General features: G+C 66.6%; 32 protein-coding genes. All 32 read left to right on the forward strand.

Features of this window, described 5'->3' with window-relative positions:
* Window positions 1-41: 41 nt before the first annotated feature.
* Window positions 42-230, forward strand: a complete 189-nt coding sequence (locus OG912_RS32240) for a hypothetical protein (RefSeq protein WP_327712395.1) — start codon at window positions 42-44, stop codon at window positions 228-230.
* 88 nt (window positions 231-318) lie between these two features.
* Window positions 319-495, forward strand: a complete 177-nt coding sequence (locus OG912_RS32245) for a hypothetical protein (RefSeq protein WP_327712396.1) — start codon at window positions 319-321, stop codon at window positions 493-495.
* The gene (locus OG912_RS32250) at window positions 492-737 is read left to right on the forward strand and encodes a hypothetical protein (protein ID WP_327712397.1); all 246 of its coding nucleotides are present in this window, start codon (window positions 492-494) and stop codon (window positions 735-737) included. Before OG912_RS32245 ends, OG912_RS32250 begins: the two co-directional genes overlap by 4 nt.
* On the forward strand, window positions 734-991 hold the full coding sequence (locus OG912_RS32255; RefSeq protein WP_327712398.1) for a hypothetical protein: 258 nt from the start codon (window positions 734-736) through the stop codon (window positions 989-991). Before OG912_RS32250 ends, OG912_RS32255 begins: the two co-directional genes overlap by 4 nt.
* Window positions 991-1,179, forward strand: a complete 189-nt coding sequence (locus tag OG912_RS32260; protein WP_327712399.1) for a hypothetical protein — start codon at window positions 991-993, stop codon at window positions 1,177-1,179. The genes OG912_RS32255 and OG912_RS32260 overlap by 1 nt, the downstream gene beginning before the upstream one ends.
* On the forward strand, window positions 1,179-1,364 hold the full coding sequence (locus OG912_RS32265) for a hypothetical protein (protein ID WP_327712400.1): 186 nt from the start codon (window positions 1,179-1,181) through the stop codon (window positions 1,362-1,364). Before OG912_RS32260 ends, OG912_RS32265 begins: the two co-directional genes overlap by 1 nt.
* On the forward strand, window positions 1,364-1,570 hold the full coding sequence (locus tag OG912_RS32270) for a hypothetical protein (RefSeq protein WP_327712401.1): 207 nt from the start codon (window positions 1,364-1,366) through the stop codon (window positions 1,568-1,570). Before OG912_RS32265 ends, OG912_RS32270 begins: the two co-directional genes overlap by 1 nt.
* Window positions 1,570-1,815, forward strand: coding sequence for a hypothetical protein (locus OG912_RS32275; RefSeq protein ID WP_327712402.1), 246 nt, complete (start codon window positions 1,570-1,572; stop codon window positions 1,813-1,815). The genes OG912_RS32270 and OG912_RS32275 overlap by 1 nt, the downstream gene beginning before the upstream one ends.
* A complete protein-coding gene (locus OG912_RS32280; RefSeq protein ID WP_327712403.1) occupies window positions 1,815-1,973 on the forward strand; it encodes a hypothetical protein in 159 nt (52 codons plus the stop codon). The genes OG912_RS32275 and OG912_RS32280 overlap by 1 nt, the downstream gene beginning before the upstream one ends.
* On the forward strand, window positions 1,970-2,275 hold the full coding sequence (locus OG912_RS32285) for a hypothetical protein (protein ID WP_327712404.1): 306 nt from the start codon (window positions 1,970-1,972) through the stop codon (window positions 2,273-2,275). Before OG912_RS32280 ends, OG912_RS32285 begins: the two co-directional genes overlap by 4 nt.
* Entirely contained in the window at window positions 2,275-2,487 is a 213-nt protein-coding gene (locus OG912_RS32290; protein ID WP_327712405.1) for a hypothetical protein, read from the forward strand. The genes OG912_RS32285 and OG912_RS32290 overlap by 1 nt, the downstream gene beginning before the upstream one ends.
* A gap of 32 nt (window positions 2,488-2,519) precedes the next feature.
* Window positions 2,520-3,239: an SAM-dependent methyltransferase gene (locus OG912_RS32295; protein ID WP_327713597.1), complete on the forward strand. Its 720-nt coding sequence runs from the start codon at window positions 2,520-2,522 to the stop codon at window positions 3,237-3,239.
* Complete coding sequence (locus OG912_RS32300) at window positions 3,236-3,664, forward strand: hypothetical protein (protein ID WP_327712406.1); 429 nt, start codon at window positions 3,236-3,238, stop codon at window positions 3,662-3,664. The genes OG912_RS32295 and OG912_RS32300 overlap by 4 nt, the downstream gene beginning before the upstream one ends.
* Window positions 3,661-3,891: a hypothetical protein gene (locus OG912_RS32305; protein WP_327712407.1), complete on the forward strand. Its 231-nt coding sequence runs from the start codon at window positions 3,661-3,663 to the stop codon at window positions 3,889-3,891. Before OG912_RS32300 ends, OG912_RS32305 begins: the two co-directional genes overlap by 4 nt.
* Entirely contained in the window at window positions 3,888-4,427 is a 540-nt protein-coding gene (locus OG912_RS32310) for a hypothetical protein (RefSeq protein ID WP_327712408.1), read from the forward strand. Before OG912_RS32305 ends, OG912_RS32310 begins: the two co-directional genes overlap by 4 nt.
* Window positions 4,420-5,343 carry a hypothetical protein gene (locus OG912_RS32315; protein WP_327712409.1) on the forward strand — a complete coding sequence of 308 codons (924 nt, stop codon included), beginning with the start codon at window positions 4,420-4,422 and terminating at the stop codon, window positions 5,341-5,343. The genes OG912_RS32310 and OG912_RS32315 overlap by 8 nt, the downstream gene beginning before the upstream one ends.
* Window positions 5,344-5,453: 110 nt before the next feature.
* Window positions 5,454-6,224, forward strand: coding sequence for a recombination directionality factor (locus tag OG912_RS32320; RefSeq protein WP_327712410.1), 771 nt, complete (start codon window positions 5,454-5,456; stop codon window positions 6,222-6,224).
* 81 nt (window positions 6,225-6,305) lie between these two features.
* Window positions 6,306-6,575, forward strand: a complete 270-nt coding sequence (locus OG912_RS32325) for a hypothetical protein (protein ID WP_327712411.1) — start codon at window positions 6,306-6,308, stop codon at window positions 6,573-6,575.
* Window positions 6,576-6,644: 69 nt separating this feature from the next.
* Window positions 6,645-7,427: a phiSA1p31-related protein gene (locus OG912_RS32330; RefSeq protein WP_327712412.1), complete on the forward strand. Its 783-nt coding sequence runs from the start codon at window positions 6,645-6,647 to the stop codon at window positions 7,425-7,427.
* A 72-nt stretch (window positions 7,428-7,499) separates the two neighbouring features.
* Complete coding sequence (locus OG912_RS32335) at window positions 7,500-7,895, forward strand: phiSA1p31-related protein (RefSeq protein ID WP_327712414.1); 396 nt, start codon at window positions 7,500-7,502, stop codon at window positions 7,893-7,895.
* Complete coding sequence (locus tag OG912_RS32340) at window positions 7,892-8,086, forward strand: hypothetical protein (protein WP_327712415.1); 195 nt, start codon at window positions 7,892-7,894, stop codon at window positions 8,084-8,086. Before OG912_RS32335 ends, OG912_RS32340 begins: the two co-directional genes overlap by 4 nt.
* A complete protein-coding gene (locus OG912_RS32345) occupies window positions 8,086-8,325 on the forward strand; it encodes a hypothetical protein (protein WP_327712416.1) in 240 nt (79 codons plus the stop codon). Before OG912_RS32340 ends, OG912_RS32345 begins: the two co-directional genes overlap by 1 nt.
* Complete coding sequence (locus OG912_RS32350) at window positions 8,325-8,678, forward strand: hypothetical protein (protein WP_327712417.1); 354 nt, start codon at window positions 8,325-8,327, stop codon at window positions 8,676-8,678. The genes OG912_RS32345 and OG912_RS32350 overlap by 1 nt, the downstream gene beginning before the upstream one ends.
* Window positions 8,678-8,893, forward strand: a complete 216-nt coding sequence (locus OG912_RS32355; protein WP_327712418.1) for a hypothetical protein — start codon at window positions 8,678-8,680, stop codon at window positions 8,891-8,893. Before OG912_RS32350 ends, OG912_RS32355 begins: the two co-directional genes overlap by 1 nt.
* Window positions 8,890-9,030 (forward strand): hypothetical protein, encoded by a 141-nt coding sequence (locus tag OG912_RS32360; RefSeq protein WP_327712419.1) that lies wholly within the window; start codon window positions 8,890-8,892, stop codon window positions 9,028-9,030. Before OG912_RS32355 ends, OG912_RS32360 begins: the two co-directional genes overlap by 4 nt.
* The gene (locus tag OG912_RS32365; RefSeq protein ID WP_327712420.1) at window positions 9,027-9,197 is read left to right on the forward strand and encodes a hypothetical protein; all 171 of its coding nucleotides are present in this window, start codon (window positions 9,027-9,029) and stop codon (window positions 9,195-9,197) included. The genes OG912_RS32360 and OG912_RS32365 overlap by 4 nt, the downstream gene beginning before the upstream one ends.
* Complete coding sequence (locus OG912_RS32370; protein ID WP_327712421.1) at window positions 9,194-9,487, forward strand: hypothetical protein; 294 nt, start codon at window positions 9,194-9,196, stop codon at window positions 9,485-9,487. The genes OG912_RS32365 and OG912_RS32370 overlap by 4 nt, the downstream gene beginning before the upstream one ends.
* Window positions 9,484-9,762: a hypothetical protein gene (locus OG912_RS32375; protein WP_327712422.1), complete on the forward strand. Its 279-nt coding sequence runs from the start codon at window positions 9,484-9,486 to the stop codon at window positions 9,760-9,762. Before OG912_RS32370 ends, OG912_RS32375 begins: the two co-directional genes overlap by 4 nt.
* Entirely contained in the window at window positions 9,740-10,147 is a 408-nt protein-coding gene (locus OG912_RS32380; protein ID WP_327712423.1) for a hypothetical protein, read from the forward strand. The genes OG912_RS32375 and OG912_RS32380 overlap by 23 nt, the downstream gene beginning before the upstream one ends.
* Window positions 10,144-10,353: a hypothetical protein gene (locus tag OG912_RS32385; RefSeq protein WP_327712424.1), complete on the forward strand. Its 210-nt coding sequence runs from the start codon at window positions 10,144-10,146 to the stop codon at window positions 10,351-10,353. The genes OG912_RS32380 and OG912_RS32385 overlap by 4 nt, the downstream gene beginning before the upstream one ends.
* 93 nt (window positions 10,354-10,446) lie before the next feature.
* Window positions 10,447-12,942 carry a phage/plasmid primase, P4 family gene (locus OG912_RS32390; protein WP_327712425.1) on the forward strand — a complete coding sequence of 832 codons (2,496 nt, stop codon included), beginning with the start codon at window positions 10,447-10,449 and terminating at the stop codon, window positions 12,940-12,942.
* Entirely contained in the window at window positions 12,939-14,870 is a 1,932-nt protein-coding gene (locus tag OG912_RS32395) for a DNA polymerase (protein WP_327712426.1), read from the forward strand. Before OG912_RS32390 ends, OG912_RS32395 begins: the two co-directional genes overlap by 4 nt.
* Window positions 14,871-14,921: the final 51 nt, after the last annotated feature.

A 14,921-nucleotide genomic window follows, 5' to 3' on the forward strand; every position in this document is an offset into this window, starting at 1 on the left:
CGTCTAGCGGGTGCCCGCAGGAGGATCACTGAGGAGACCGCATGAACCTCGGAGAGCACGCAGCCGCCATCGAAGCGGCGATCAAGGCAGCAGCTGACGACGGCTATGAGCTGGACAACGGCCAGGGAGATCCCGTCCACATGGAACTGAACCGGGTCACGGCTGACCGGATCCTCTGCTGCGTCCCGGCGCCGGTTCCGATTTCCGCGCCGACGACGTACATCTACTAGCTCCGTAAGTCGATTCACGCACCACCCCAGCCCCCGGTTGCTTCGGCGCCGGGGGCTTTCGGCGTGTAACCACAAGGAGGAGAGAAGCATGAAGCACACACCCACCACCATCCACACCGCCGACGGCTCGCAGGTCACCATCCGCCGGCGCGGGATTGAGTTCGATCTCGAAACCCGCAACGCCCGGGGCGAGACGATCTCGACTGTCGTCATGGATTCCGCCGACATGGTGCGGCTCATGGAAGAGATGAGGCGTGCGGCATGAGCGCCAATTACCGCGACGCCGACGGCGACGTGTGGATGTGGGACGCCAACAACGAGGGCTACTACACCCGCGACATGGACACCGCCCTGCCGATCGAAGACGTGCGCGAACTCTACGGCCCCCTGGATGTCCGGGAGGACGGCTCCGACGAGTACGTCCGGGAGCCTGAGTCACTGGAGCAGCTGCTCCGTCGCATCATCCGTGAAGAGCTGGACCGACGTCTGGGGAAGGTGCACCGATGAGCGCGCGAGACGAACTCCTGGCGTACATCGGGGGGTTGAACTACTCGATCTGTAGTGAGCGGTGCGCGGCCTGCAACTGCGCAGAGTCCGACGCGAAGGAGGCCAGTCAGATGGTTGACGACTTCGCGCACGAGCTGGCGGAGCAGATCCGCACGGAGGTCGCGCCCCTCGCTGTCTTCCGATCGGAGGATATGCGCGCACTGGTCAAGTACGGCCGACGTCTGGCGAACCTGATCGATCCGGAGGTGCCCTGATGACCAACTACGGACCGACCCCCATCGACCTCATTCACGACAGCTCCGCGGCCCGCGACTACAAGGCGGCTGCCGGGTGGCTCTGGTACGCGTTGCGGAACGCAGGGGTACCGGACGAGCAGATCGCCAACGGTTTGATCACGTACGAGGACTCCATCCATCGGCTGATTTCGGAAGGGCGGCTCTGATGGCAACTATCGACGCCGGCGACCCGTCGCCCGAAGCGATCGAGACCGAACGCCAGATGGCGCGCCTGGACCTCTTCCGCCAGGCGCACGGCCTCGTCACTGACCTGGAATGGGGCGAGGCGATCAGCGTCTATGACGTGCTCAAAGTCGCGCGGTTCCTTGAGGAGAAGGAGGAGAAGGACTGATGTGCAGCAAGCGTGACTCACGCACGGGTGGATGGGCCGTCACGTCCGACTACGCGAATCCCGGGACGCTCTGCCTGGAGGTGAACGAGGGCGGGTACACCGTCGTCCACAACGAGAGCCCGCTCACCGTGGCGCAGTTGCGTGCGCTGTCGAACGTGATCGACGAAGCGGCGGCGGAGTTGGCCGCGAACTTGCTGGAGGAGTAATGACCGACGCCGACGAGCACGTCTGTAAGCCGGGTGCCAGTGAGTACTTCTGCCCGCAGGCCGGAGAGATCGAGTCGGACTGTCACGGCGGGTTTGACGTCTGCTGCGGGCGTCCTGACCTGCACATCGGCGTGTTGTCTCTCTGCTGGGCACCCGTCGGCTCCGCTGGGTGGCAGCGATGCGTGAAGCCGCCGAAGCACGCGGGTGACTGTGCGCTGAAATACGACCCCAAGGAGGAGAACTGATGGCAGTCATCAAGTCCACAGGCACCGTCGACGTGGAGCTGACGCTCGCGGAGCTGGAGCTGATCCGGCGCGCGCTGGGGTTGGTCTACAACTTCGGCGCAACCAACGACATGGACGACGCTCTCGCGCTCCTGGCTGACCTGGAGGCAACCGCATGAGCATGTCCGAACTCGTCGCACTCGGAGCCCCGGAGCTGCCCGAGGGCTATTTCTACCGGATCCGCCCTTCGCACATCACGGAGGGCCTCTTCGTCGACGTGCGTCGTCAGCGGAGGTTCTTCGGCTCCGCGGAGCTGGCGGGGACCGTTGTCTACCCGTCGCACTTCCCGAACGGCGGGGAGGCCATCATTCACGGCTGCCAGCGTGCGTTTCAGAAGTGGCAGGAGACCGACGCCGTTCGCGCGCTCGTGCGTGAGGCCAATGAGTTCCTCGGAGACCACGACCCGCGGGGAGGCCGCTGATGTACGGATCCAAGACACCCACCGTCGACGAGCAGCGCGAGGCGTGGGCGAGCGGCCTGATGGAGATTCACGGGACGTTCATCGAGCCCCTCTTCGACACGGCCGACGGCATGAAGCTGGACCTGATCGCACGTGGGTGGTCGCCGGACGTCGTCGACTACCTGGCCGGCGCGTGGCTGGCGGCAATGCTGGCGAAGGTGGGAGCAGCGTGAACAAGGTTCTGACGCTGGCAGATCACGCCGAGATCCTCGCTCTGATCGCGAAGCTGCGAGCACTTGGCAGACCGCTTCACCTCGATCTCTTCTGCTGCCAGGGCGGAGCGTCGAAGGGCTACGAGGACGCAGGCTTCAGGGTGTTGGGGGTCGACAAGTTCCCGCAGCCCCACTACATCCACCCTGAACAGTTCGTCCAGGCGGACGCCGTGGAGTTCGTGCGCAGGTACGGTCACCTCTTCGATTCGATCAGCGCATCCCCGCCGTGCCAGCTCTACAGCAAGACACACCGAATCCAGAAGAACGATCACCCCGACCTGATCGGGCCGACGCGAGAGGCGCTGGAGGAGACCGGCCTCCCGTTCGTCATCGAGAACGTCATGGACGCCGCATCGGAACTCCGCAGCCCGCGGATGCTGTGCGGCGCCATGTTCAGCCTGGAGACCTACCGGCACAGGCTCTTTGAGCCCGGAGGCGGCTTCTCCTTCGACGCTCCGGAGCATCCGGAGCACGTGGCGAAGACGACCAAGATGGGCCGGCCCGTGAAGCCGGGGGAGTACATGCACGTAGTCGGCAACTTCACGGGCGTCGACAAGGGGCGTGACGTCATGGAAATGCCGTGGGCGACCCGTGACGGCCTGCGCGAGGCAATTCCGCCGGCGTATGCGGAGTACGTGGGTGTTCAGCTGGGCTACCACATCGGCTACGCGCTGGACGAGTGGGGCCCGAACAAGTTCGAGGAGGCAGCGTGACCAACTTCGGCGCATACCTCACCTCATATCGCGAGAACGACCGGACGCACCTCCTCTGTACCGGCTGCCGACACCACAAGCCGCGGACCGACTTCCGAGAGACGCCCTGGCACGGACGGGCAGCAGCGTGCATCCGCTGCGAGACCTTCCCCGGCCCCGCCGGCCGCTCGCTCTGGCAGATCGACTACGACGCCCGTATGCACTGGCAGTTGGAGCAGACCCGCCAGAAGCTGCGCGCCTACCAGCGGTACGCCCAGCAGCTCCGGCTTCAGCGGCTAGTCGACACCATGCCGTGTACTGACGACGCCTTCCGCGCCCACATGCGGCCGTGGGAACTCGTTGTGGAGGCACGCCGGAGGAAGTGGGCGCCGCTCGTCGCGGAGGCGCTCAGCAAGGCACGCACGCAATTGGAGGAGGAGAAATGACTGAGCCCTACGACATGACCGACGACGTCCAGGATGTTGCGCTTGACACCCTGGCCGACTGGATCGACGGCTATGCGACACCGGTCGACGGACGCCCGCAGCTCCGGTTCAAGACCGTGGCACTCGCGGAAGACGGCCATAGCATTGACGTCCGCGTGGAGACGTGCGACCCGTTCCCGTCCGACCCGCGACACTTCCGCATCACGCTGGCGGTGGAGAAGCTGTGACTCCGTTCCCGGGCGACTTCGCCCTGACCAGGATCCGCGGAGTTACCGGCCGTGCCATCGCTGCCGGCCAGGCGCTCATTGGCGACGCCGCTCCGGTCCAGCACGCGTTCGTGTACGTCGGTGACGGCATGATTATGCAGGCGATGCCGGGCGGGGCGGAATTGATTCGCCTGGAGGACGCGAGTCCCGTTGTCGAGTGGTCGACGGGACACTTCGAGATGGACGGTCAGACGCGGTTCAACATCGCCATGGAGGCGCGTTCCCTCGTCGGCACCCCCTACAGCTACCTGGACTACGCCTCGCTAGCCCTGGCGCACTTCCGCGTCCGGCCGGCGTGGGTGACCGACTACATCGCGTCGACGGGCCACCTGATCTGTTCCCAGCTCGTGGACGAAGTCTATCTCCGCGCGGGCGTGCACCTCTTCGACGATGGCCGGCTCCCGGGCGACGTCACGCCGGGGGACCTGTGGAAGCTGCTGAACCCAAAGCGCGTGACTGCGTCGGACCGAGACCTGTGGAGGCTGGCGAATGAGTGAGCAGTGTGCGTGTGACGGACAGACGCTGCTTGAGGTCCATGCCTCCGAAGCGTGCTACGACCGTAGCGATGTTCCGCGATGCGGGCTTGGCCCGACCCTCGAAGAACTGGAGGAGGAGTACGAGCGTGATCGACAGGCGCGCATCGATCGCTACTACCAGGGAGAGAGCGCCGCGGACATGGCGGAACGCGTTGTCGACCTGGAGGACGAGCTAGGCGGGGAGACAGAGGAGGGGCTCCTTACCGGCATGCACGCTGATGTAGCGGAGGCGCAGGCCGAGATCGCGCGGCTGAACGCGCTTGTCGATCGGGCCCGCACCAAGACCGAGAGCGTAGAGCGAGCGTACGACGAGGTGGTCCGGGCGCTCAACGCTTCCGTCGCCGGCGCGGAGCAGTTGGGCAAGGAGTTGAAGGATGCCCGCGCAGACTCCGCCTACTTCGAGGAGTGGGCCACTGGAAACGGCCACCGCCTGAACGCCGCACTGGCGGACGTGCAGCGCCTGGAGCGAGCCCTTCGCCTATCGGAAGCCAAGATCGGCGGAGCTGCGCGCTACGTCGATCAGGCAAACGCCAGGTCCGACATGCTGGAAGGTGCCATGACGGCGTACGAAGGCATCGCGGACGAGCGCGACCGCTACCGCCTTGCCTGGACATCGGCGCGTTTGCGTGCGCGCAGGCAGGCAGAGACCTTTCGCGGCTGGCGCGGATCGATCTACGAGGTTGCGCGATCCTCGTTCCGCGCCGCCAGCGAGTACCGGCGATCCGCCCACCGCTACCGCCTGGCCTGGCTCTCCGCCCGCCGGCGAGCCGCGGACGAGGCCAATTTCGGCATGGAGGCGATGGAGCTGCGGGACGCGGAAATCGTGCGCCTGAAGGTGGAGCTGGCCGATCTCCGTGCAGCGCTACACGGAGCCTGAATCTCCCCGAAGTCGAGTGAAACATCTCGGCGTTACCCCGCCATAACTACAGAGCGGGGAGAGAGCAGCCCGCCACATCGAGGCACACACCCAACGAGAGGCACTCACACATGGCGAACAACCTGCGCTCCATCTTCGAGACCGACCCCGACGCCAAGCCGAAGCCGCGAACGAAGAACTTCTCCGACGACGTCGTTGGCCGCTTCCGCTCCGGTCGCCTCGTCGGCAAGCAGCCGGAGAGCCTGAACGAGTGGCGCGTCACCACGGGTGACCCCGCCGTGGCCGACGCAGTGTCGGCGCTCATGGGCGGCACCGCGGAGGAGTGGGACACCGACAAGGAGGACAACCTCCAGATCCTGACCGACTCCAAGTCGGTAGAGATCATCATCGACTCGTCCGACGCCATCGACGCGAGCATGAAGAAGTTCGGCTTCCAGGGCCTGGAGCACCACTGCGACGGCGTGAAGTTCCTGTCCGACGATGACGCCACGTTGGTCGGTACCGCCTGCGGCTGCCCGCCGCTGCTTCAGGACCGCAAGGACCGCGCGAAGAGCGGCAAGGGTCCGAAGCCCAGCATCGACGTCACGTTCAAGCTGGCGGAGCGGCCGGAGCTGGGCTACTTCCGCTTCAACTCCGGCGGCTGGTCGCTCGTCAACGTCCTCCACGAGGTGATCGAAGCCGTCGACACCACGGGCGGACGCCAGGAGGACGCGGACGGCAAGGTGACCGACAAGGGCCGGCCGGTCCGCGCGTCGCTGACGATCGAACACGTGGAGTTCACCACGAAGGCCGGCGTTCACCGCGAGTACAACATGCCCGTCATCAAGGTGACCGGCGTCTACGAGGCCGCTCAGCTGGCGGAGCTTCCCGCGGCTGCCTGACCGCCCCACCTGCGAAGCCCCTTCCAACTAGAGATTGGAAGGGGCTTCGTGCTCACAGCATACGCACACAGAGGAGAGAGCATGGCACGCACGCCTTTGACCGACTTCACGGGCGCGGAGATCCGCCCCGGCAAGCTGATCGTCTACGCCACCCGGCGGGGCAACCGAGTCCGGCAGACGGAGGCGGTCGTCGTGGAGACCAAGACGAACCGAGCCGCCGGCCGAGTGGTTCCAGTCCTGACCGTCCGGCCCACCGGCCGTGAGTCGGGCATCAGCGCTCGCAAGACCGTCGATCTGCGCAACATCGGCGCCGAACACGTCGTCGTCATCGGCGACGCCCCGACCGCCTGACCGACCACACCACTAGGCCCCTGCGCACCGACGATGCGGGGGCCTTCCGCTTGGCATGGAGGAGAGAACATGACGGAGTTCAAGGTCGGCGACAAGGTGCGGGCGTTCGGCACCCGTGAGGGCGTGGTGACTTACGGGCCGATCGCCAGCACGTTCAGCCGGCACACGCTGTACGCCGTGAAGGAGACGGTGAGCGGCAACGAGGTTGCGCACCACGTCGGTGACCTAAGGGCCGCCCCCGTCGTTCCCGCCTTCGCCGTCGGCGACACGATCACCCTGACGACCCGCGACGATGCCCGCGCCACGGTGGAGTACGGTCCGTTCGACAGAGGGGCCGCCTACGCCTCCCGGCCCGGTGTCTACGTCGTCAAGCTCGTGGACCCGCCGGCCGACGACAACCCGCGGACGTTCACGGCGCTGGCGAGCGTGATGAAGAAGGTGGAGGACGGTACCTACACGTCCCGCGCGGGTATCACGTACAGCCTCGCTGCGAAATACAAAGACCGGCTGGGGTACGTGTGGGCCTTCACGGGCCTCCACAGCCCGGACGGTGCCCCGCGCATGACGGCGCACGGCAACAGGCAGAACACCGACACCATCGCCGGAATCGAAGAGAGTTTCGGCCCCCTTCGTGAGGTCGCCGACGAGCCGGCCGATCCCGCGTGGACCTACAACGGCGTGACGTATGCCCCGGGTGTCGACTACATCGACACCGACGGCGACCCCTGGCGGTTCGCGGTGGTCGACGGCGAACTTCGCGGCGACTACGGGCAGTCCCGCCTTCGCATCACGGCCGACTCGTACGGCATCGACTACGCCGCGAGCACCTACGGTCCGTTCGACCACAGCTAGTTCTCTCGCCCCCGGCGCCCACGTGGCCCGGGGGCTGAGTGCGTAGGAGCACAGCCGAGACGAGGAGAGCGCATGGCTGAGGCACAGTACGAGACCCGCACGAAGACGGTGGAGGAGACGTTCGTCGTTCTCCGGCTGACGGAGGACGAGGCGGACGCGTTGCGGGGGTTCATCGGACAGGTTTCGTCCAGTGGTGACGTGTACCGCATCCACCAGGCGCTGACCCGACCCGCGAATCCGGAGCCGGCGGCCGACACGTTCGAGTACGAGGGCGTCACGTACGAGATGGGCGCGACGTACCAGGACCGGGTGGGCGACAAGTTCACCTTCGAAGCCGGCACGGCTGGCCCCGGAGAGACTCCGCGGGGGCGGTTCTGGGATTCCAACAGAGGCAAGTTCGGGGATTCGTGCTGGACGCTCAGTGAGGTCGTCGACGGATGGGCACCCCTCACGAAGGTCACCGCATGACCGCCATCCACACCATCGACGACGCCAACGCCCCCGCGCTGGGCGACATCCGCACGGCCGGCAAGGACGACGTGATCCGCGTCCGTCGGTCGGCCGTGCAGCGCAAGGACTTCGCGAAGTACTGGGAGGCCATCGGAGTCGCGCTGAAGCGTGGCGCCGTGGTCGACGTGAGGAACCGGGAGGAGAACTGATGCAGGACTCGTTCGGAACGGCCATCGAAGAGGGCGACTACGTCCTTTCGGCGGCGTCATCCTCCAGCTTCTTCAAGCTGGGCGTCGTCTACTTCGCGCCGTCGGGCCGCCCGATGATGGAGGTCACTCGGTCCAACTGGAGCGGCTCAGCCCGGCGCAGCGAAGTCGGGTCCAACGTCCTCGTCCTCCGCAAGGCGGACGGCACCGTGCCGGCGCACGTGACGGGGGAGGAGCGCTGATGGCGACGAACGGCGCACTGAACGACATGGAGCAGTGGCGCTCTGTCGTGGAGTACCAGCAGCGGACGTCCAACCCCGCCTACGACTGGCAGACCAACCGCGACGTCCCTTACTACCTGGACGAGTACGACGACGAGATCCAGACCGCCGTTCGTGGCCCGTACCAGAGCGCGGGGAACGCACGCCGGCAGGCGACCCGTGAAGCCGCGGAGCTGCTGCGCATGGGCTACCGCAGGCCGCCACCCCCGGAGAAGGTCGGCGTCCGCATCGTCCGCACGTGCATCGAGCGCGCCTCGCTTGCGTGGGAGCCGTTCGACGAGCGCAACACCGAGACCGGGAAGTGGGGCGGCTGATGGGCGTCTTCGACGGCAGCGTGTTCCGGATCCGCGCGCAGTGGGACAACGAACCTGACTGGGACGGGCCTTACACGGTGCAGGTCTACACCGACGACCCGGCGGCCTACTTCGCTCATCAGGACCAGCAGCCCGACCACGCCAGCGTTCACGAACTGCACTACACCGTCCGGGACACGGACTTCAGCTACGGCGACTACGTGGAGGCGCCGTGATCGGCGACGGCCCCGGACTCCACCTCGTCCGCGCTGACCCCGATGAAGAGCCGATCATTGTCGACCGCCCGCGGAGCGTCTACGCCGCGTGGCCCTGGCTGACGGAGGAGTTCATGAGAAAGGTGGAGAGCGCATGAGGGCCTACCGAAAGTCGGCCACGCTCCATCAGTACTGCGTCTACCTCACCACCGAGGAGCGGGAGCGGCTTCTCGAAGAGCTGCAACGGGTCATCGATCCCTCCTTCTGGCCGGCACTGTCGCGGCTCTACGCCCACCTGCACGCACCGAGAGGGGAGAGCGTATGAGCGACCGACAGTTCAAGGACTGCGACGGCGACACGTGGACGGAGTACGAGCCGGGCATGCTGCGCTTCACGCAGTCGGCACGCAGCCAGACCACCACTCTCGGCTGCACGGCGTCGATCGAAGACGTCAACGAGCAACACGGCCCGCTCACCGAGATCCGCCCCGACGTCGACGTTCGCGCGCTGCTGGCCGGCGTGCTGGAGGAGTTGGTGGAGGAGCTGACCCGGACTACGGATCTGCCGGGCGTGCTGAGGCGCAAGGCGCTGGAGCTGCGGGAGGGGAGTGCATGAGTATGGAAGACCAGTGCGCTCCGTTTCTCGCGAAGCTCAAGGCCGACCCCTACGCCTCCGTTGTTCCGGACCGTCGGCCGGAGGTGAAGTACCACGCAGGTATCTGGCTGGCGAAGCTGGCTGTGGGCTACCGCACCTGGGGCGGCGCTCGTGGCGGCGAAATTTACGGACGCACCGCTGACGGCTGGGGGCTGCTCTACCGCGTGGAGTCGGGGATGCAGCTCGAAGATCTGCCGTGGAGGAAGGAGCAGGATGGCGAACCCGTCGAAGGCTAAGGGCACCGCCTGGGAGTCCCTCTGGACCGCCTACATCCGTGAACACCACAACCCCGCAGCCCATCGCAATGTCCAGATGGGCTCGAAGGACATTGGCGACGTCAGCGGCTACTACCTCCACGCTTCAGAGCTGAAGGCGGAGCGGACGATCACCCTCTCCTCATACATCGAGCAGGCAAACCGGGAGGCCGTCCACGCCGGCGAGCCCTTCGGCTGCGCGGTCGTCAAGCGGCGCATGAAGGGCGTCGCGGACGGCTACGTCGTGCGCGATGTGGCGACGGACGTGCGGTTGATGAACCGGCTGCGGGACATGGAAGAAGCGCTTCAGGACCGCGACTTCGACCGCTGGTACGACATCGACAAGGAACACCGGGAGGCAGCGTGAGACAGCAGGCCGTCATCAGGTTCACCGCGACACTCGTCGTCAAGGAAGACGGCGACGGGTACGAGGGCGGGGAGCTGTCCGCGGAGGACGCCCGCGGGTGGGTTGCCCACGTGCTTTCGCGCGGAGACAAGCACGCGTCGCACTTCACGGCGTACGGCGCCTCTCCGACGTCAGTGACGTACGAGGAAACCGAGGACGACGAGTAGCCCGCGAGTCGACTCACGCAAGTGCCTAGCCCCCTGCCTCTCCGGAGCAGGGGGCTTTTGGCGTAGGAGACCGCCCACGACGGAAGGAGAGCCGTGCGACTGACCGACATCCTGGATCGATTCGGCAGGGTCGAACAAGATCACGATGGCTGGCTGGCTCTGTGCCCTGCGCACCCTGACCGGACACACCCCTCACTCAAGTTGACGCTGAAGTCCGATGGAATGCTCCTCATGGTCTGCCGGACCGGCTGTGCAAAGTCGGACATCCTGAAGGCTGCCAACCTGACGGCCGCGGACCTCTTCAACGTCGACGGCCAGGGCGTGAAGACCATCAGCGCGAAGGCCCCGGAGAGCATCGGCCCGGGGGAGATCGCCGGTCTGAGGATGTTCGTCGACGAGACGTCGGCCGCACTGACGGACTCCGCGGAGGCGGTGGCGTACCTGGCTGACCGTTTCGGCCTCACCGTGGAGCAGGCGGAAGACCTGGACGTCGGATACGCGGCGCCCGGTGACCGCTCGCAGCCGTGGCTGACGCGGGGGTTTACCCGGTACCCGCGGCTGACTGTCCCGCTGGCTGGCTTCGACGGAGTGGTTCGCGGCCTCCAGGGTCGCGACCTGTCCGGCAAGTGCCCCGCACGATGGGTGTCGCTGGCGAACGTCGACGGCAAGACGTGGGCGAAGTACGGCGTCCTCTCCGCCGGCACGGGCTACGACACGATTCTCGTGACCGAAGGGCCGGGGGACGGACTGACCTCCGTCGGCGTCGGTTATGACGCGCTCATCATCCGCGGTGCCGGCTTGGCCCGTAACGCCGCCCTCGTCGCCGAACTCGTGGAGCAGCTCCGCGGCCGTGACGTAGTCCTTGCCTTCGACCCCGACGACGCAGGAGCCCGCGGGATTGGCGCCCTGGCAACGGCGCTTGTGGCCGACGGCAACGCTCCGCGGCAGCTTCCGTTCCCCAACGCCAAGGAGGACTTGACCGACTGGAGGGAGAGGACGCCGGAGACGTTCCCCGCAGAACTGCACACGGCTGTTCGCTCCGCCCCGGTCGTCGAACTGGAGCAGCCCAAAACGCCTGCACCCACACCGCCGAAGGAGGCTGACATGCCCGCCACTGACGCCGCACTGGACACCATGTCGGAGTCCGCGCGCAGCCTCTTCGACAACACCGACGTCGGCATTGCCGTCATGCTCCGCGACTTCATCACCGCCAACGGCGGGGGAGTCCGGTACGCCAAGGGGCTCGGCTACCTCTGCTGGGACGGCAAGGTGTGGGCGCCGGGAGGCGACAAGGTCCGCGAATACCTCCATCTGATGGGCGCCGAACTGATCGCTTCGGCCGACGACTCGAAGCGCCGGCTTGCGCTGAAGGCGCTGTCGAACCGAAGCATCGACGCCGTGATGAAGGAGCTGCCGAGTGCGCCGGGAGTGCCCGCGCAAGCCGCGGACTTCGACGCGAACCACGAGCTGCTGAGCGTGAAGAACGGGACGGTCAACCTGCGGACGGGCAAACTTCAGCCGCACGCTCCGTCGGATATGATCACCAAGCGACTCGATGTCGCGTACCACCCGGACGCGCCTGCGGAGCGGTGGGATCAGTTCCTGACGGAGGTGTTCCCGGGACATCCCGATCTCCCCGGATTCATGAAGCGGCTCGTCGGCTACGGCTGCACCGGGAGCACATCGGAGCACTGCTTCGCCTTCCTCCACGGGCAGGGGAGCAACGGAAAGTCGGTGTTCCTTGACGCGCTTATCCACGTGTTCAAGGGCGTCACGCAAGCGACGCAGTTCAGCACCTTCGAGAAGTCCGTGAACGTCGGCCAGGCAAGTCCCGAACTGGCGTCCCTCCGTGGGGCGCGGCTCGTGACTGCGTCGGAAACGGAGAAGTACAGCCGCCTGGCTGAGGCGCTCGTGAAGCAGCTGACGGGAGGCGACCCGATCACGTGCCGCTTCCTGAACCAGAACCCGTTCACCTACGTGCCGTCGTTCCTCCTCCTTGTGGCCGGCAACTTCAAGCCCGCGATCCTGTCGCAGGACGAGGGGACCTGGCGTCGGGTCAAGCTGATCCCCTTCGACGCCACGTTCTCCTACGCCCGTGGCAACAAGGACACAACCCTCCCCGCCAAGCTGCGCGAGGAGGCGGAGGGCATCCTCGCTTGGTCCGTCGCCGGCGCCGTGGAGTGGTACGCGCAGGGGCTCGGAGAGCCGTCCTCTGTTGCCACTGCCACGCAGGACTACCGGGAGTCGGAGGACCGCCTACAGGAGTTCCTCAACGCCTGCACCGTCCGCGAGGAGGGCGCGCGGGTAGCCCCCATGGCCATCCGTCGGACCTACGCAGAGTGGGCAGAAGACGCCGGACTTGACCGCAAGGAGCGGCTGTCGGGGTGGGCCCTCGCGATCGAGCTTGAGTCCCGCGGCTTCAAGAAAGACAAGCGCAAGAGCGCGTGGGGCTTCAACGGCATCCGGCTCATGACCGACGACGAGCGCGCCCGCGCAAGTCGACTGGCGGAGGACGTCAGCGAGCAGTCAAACGACGTTCCGGCAGGGCCGACAGACATCTTCGGACAGCAGAAGGGGGACGCAGCATGAAGTATTTCCCGTACACCATCGCCGGCGACGAGACCATGACCCGCGTCCCGGAGACGGCCGCAGACCTGGACGAGTTCCGTCGCTGGGTGGAGCGCAAGGCCCGCGCGGGGGAGATGGTCGGGGCAGACACAGAAACGACCGGACTCGACACCTTCAGCCCGACCTATCGCCTTCGCACGGTACAGCTGGGCGACGCCCGGGACGCGTGGGTGCTCCAGGTCGAGGACCGCCCGCTGCTGCAGGAAGCGGCTCGCTGGGCGCTCCTGGCGCTCCCGCGGCTGGTGTTCCACAATGCCACCTTCGACCTGCTGGTCCTGGACCGGCACCTAGGGACTCCGCTGGAGGTGATGGGCCCGAAGGCGACTGACTCCAAGATCGTGGCGCATTTGTACGACTCGCGCCCATCCCACGAAGGCGGATACGGCCTGCGGCTGAAGGAGCTGTGTGCGAAGGACGTCGATCCGTCGGCGCCGGACACACAGGAAGACCTGACGAAGGTGTTCCACTCCATCGGCGAGACGAAGGCCAGTGGGTGGGCCGCGATTGACATCAACCACCCGACATATCTCGCGTACGCAGGTTTGGACGCGATCCTCGTCTCTCGACTCCTACCGGTCCTGGAGGAGCGTCTCCGCACGGTCGGCGTAGCACAGCGCCTCGTCGACTTCGAGCACCGCGTGATGCTCGTCTGCGCCAAGATGGAGCGGCGCGGGATGCTCGTGGACCAGCCGTACGTGGCCGACCTCGTGGGCCGGCTGGAGGAGGAGGCCAAGCTCCACGCGGGCAAGGCGACGAAGTACGGCGTGACGTCGGTGAACTCCCCGAAGCAGGTGGCGACGGCTCTTGTCGGCATGGGGGAGACGCTAACGGAAACCACTGACAGTGGGGCTCTGAAGGTGGACAAGTCCATCTTGCTGGACCTGGCCGACCTGGACGAGCAGTGGCAGCCGCGCGGGGCTCGCGAGGCAAACCCGCTGGCTGACGCCGTGCTCCGCAGCAAGCGGGCGGGTAAGTGGTCGACGTCGTACGGCATCGCCATGCGCGACGGCCTGGACGTCAACGGGCGCATCCATCCGAAGATCAACAGTCTCCAGGCCCGGACCGCCCGCATGTCCATCTCCGGCCCTCCGCTACAGCAGCTGCCGTCAGGGGACTGGACGATCCGCCGCGCACTCCTGGCAGACCCGGGGATGCGGATGTTCAGCATCGACTACAGCGCCGTGGAGATGCGCGTCCTGGCGGCCCTGGCCAACGAGACCACCATGAAGCGCGCGATCACGGAGGGGAGGGACCTTCACGACTTCACTGCGGAACTCATCTGGGGCCCGAACTTCACCAAGCGGCACCGCAAGATGGGCAAGGGCGTGGGCTTCGGCAAGGTCTACGGGGGAGGCGCAACAACCCTCAGTCGGCAGACTGGCGCGCCCCTGGCTGAGGTGAAGACCGCCATCGCCGCGTACGACCGGGTGTACCCCGGAGTCAAGCGCTACTCGCAGAAGCTGCAGCGAGAGGCACGCAGGGACGGCTACATCGTCTGGACTCCCGTCGGCCGCCGGCTCCCGCTGGACCGGGACCGTGTGTACGCGGCCACCAACTACGCGGTGCAGTCGACCGCGCGGGACGTTCTGTGCCAGGCGGTGTTGGACATGGACGACAAGGGCCTGACGGACTACCTGCTCCTGTTGGTGCACGACGAGGCTCTTGGGTGCGCTCCCGAGGACATCGCTCAGGACGTCGCGCGCGAGGTGGCGGAGACGATGACGATGGACTTCTTCGGCGTCCCGCTGGACGCGGATCTGAACGACGCCGTGTGGGGCCGCTCCTGGGGCGGCGGATACATGAAGAAGGCGGCCACCATGACCGCCAACGACGAGTGGTACGCCGCTCACCCCGACGCAGCTGCAGCCGCGGAACTGGCTCGCGCATGAGCCCCGCCCGGCTGCCTGCGCCATCCGTGCACCGGGTGACCGGAGTTGACC

Origin of the sequence: Streptomyces sp. NBC_00464 (assembly GCF_036013915.1) — a bacterium.
Classification (GTDB): Bacteria; Actinomycetota; Actinomycetes; order Streptomycetales; family Streptomycetaceae; genus Streptomyces.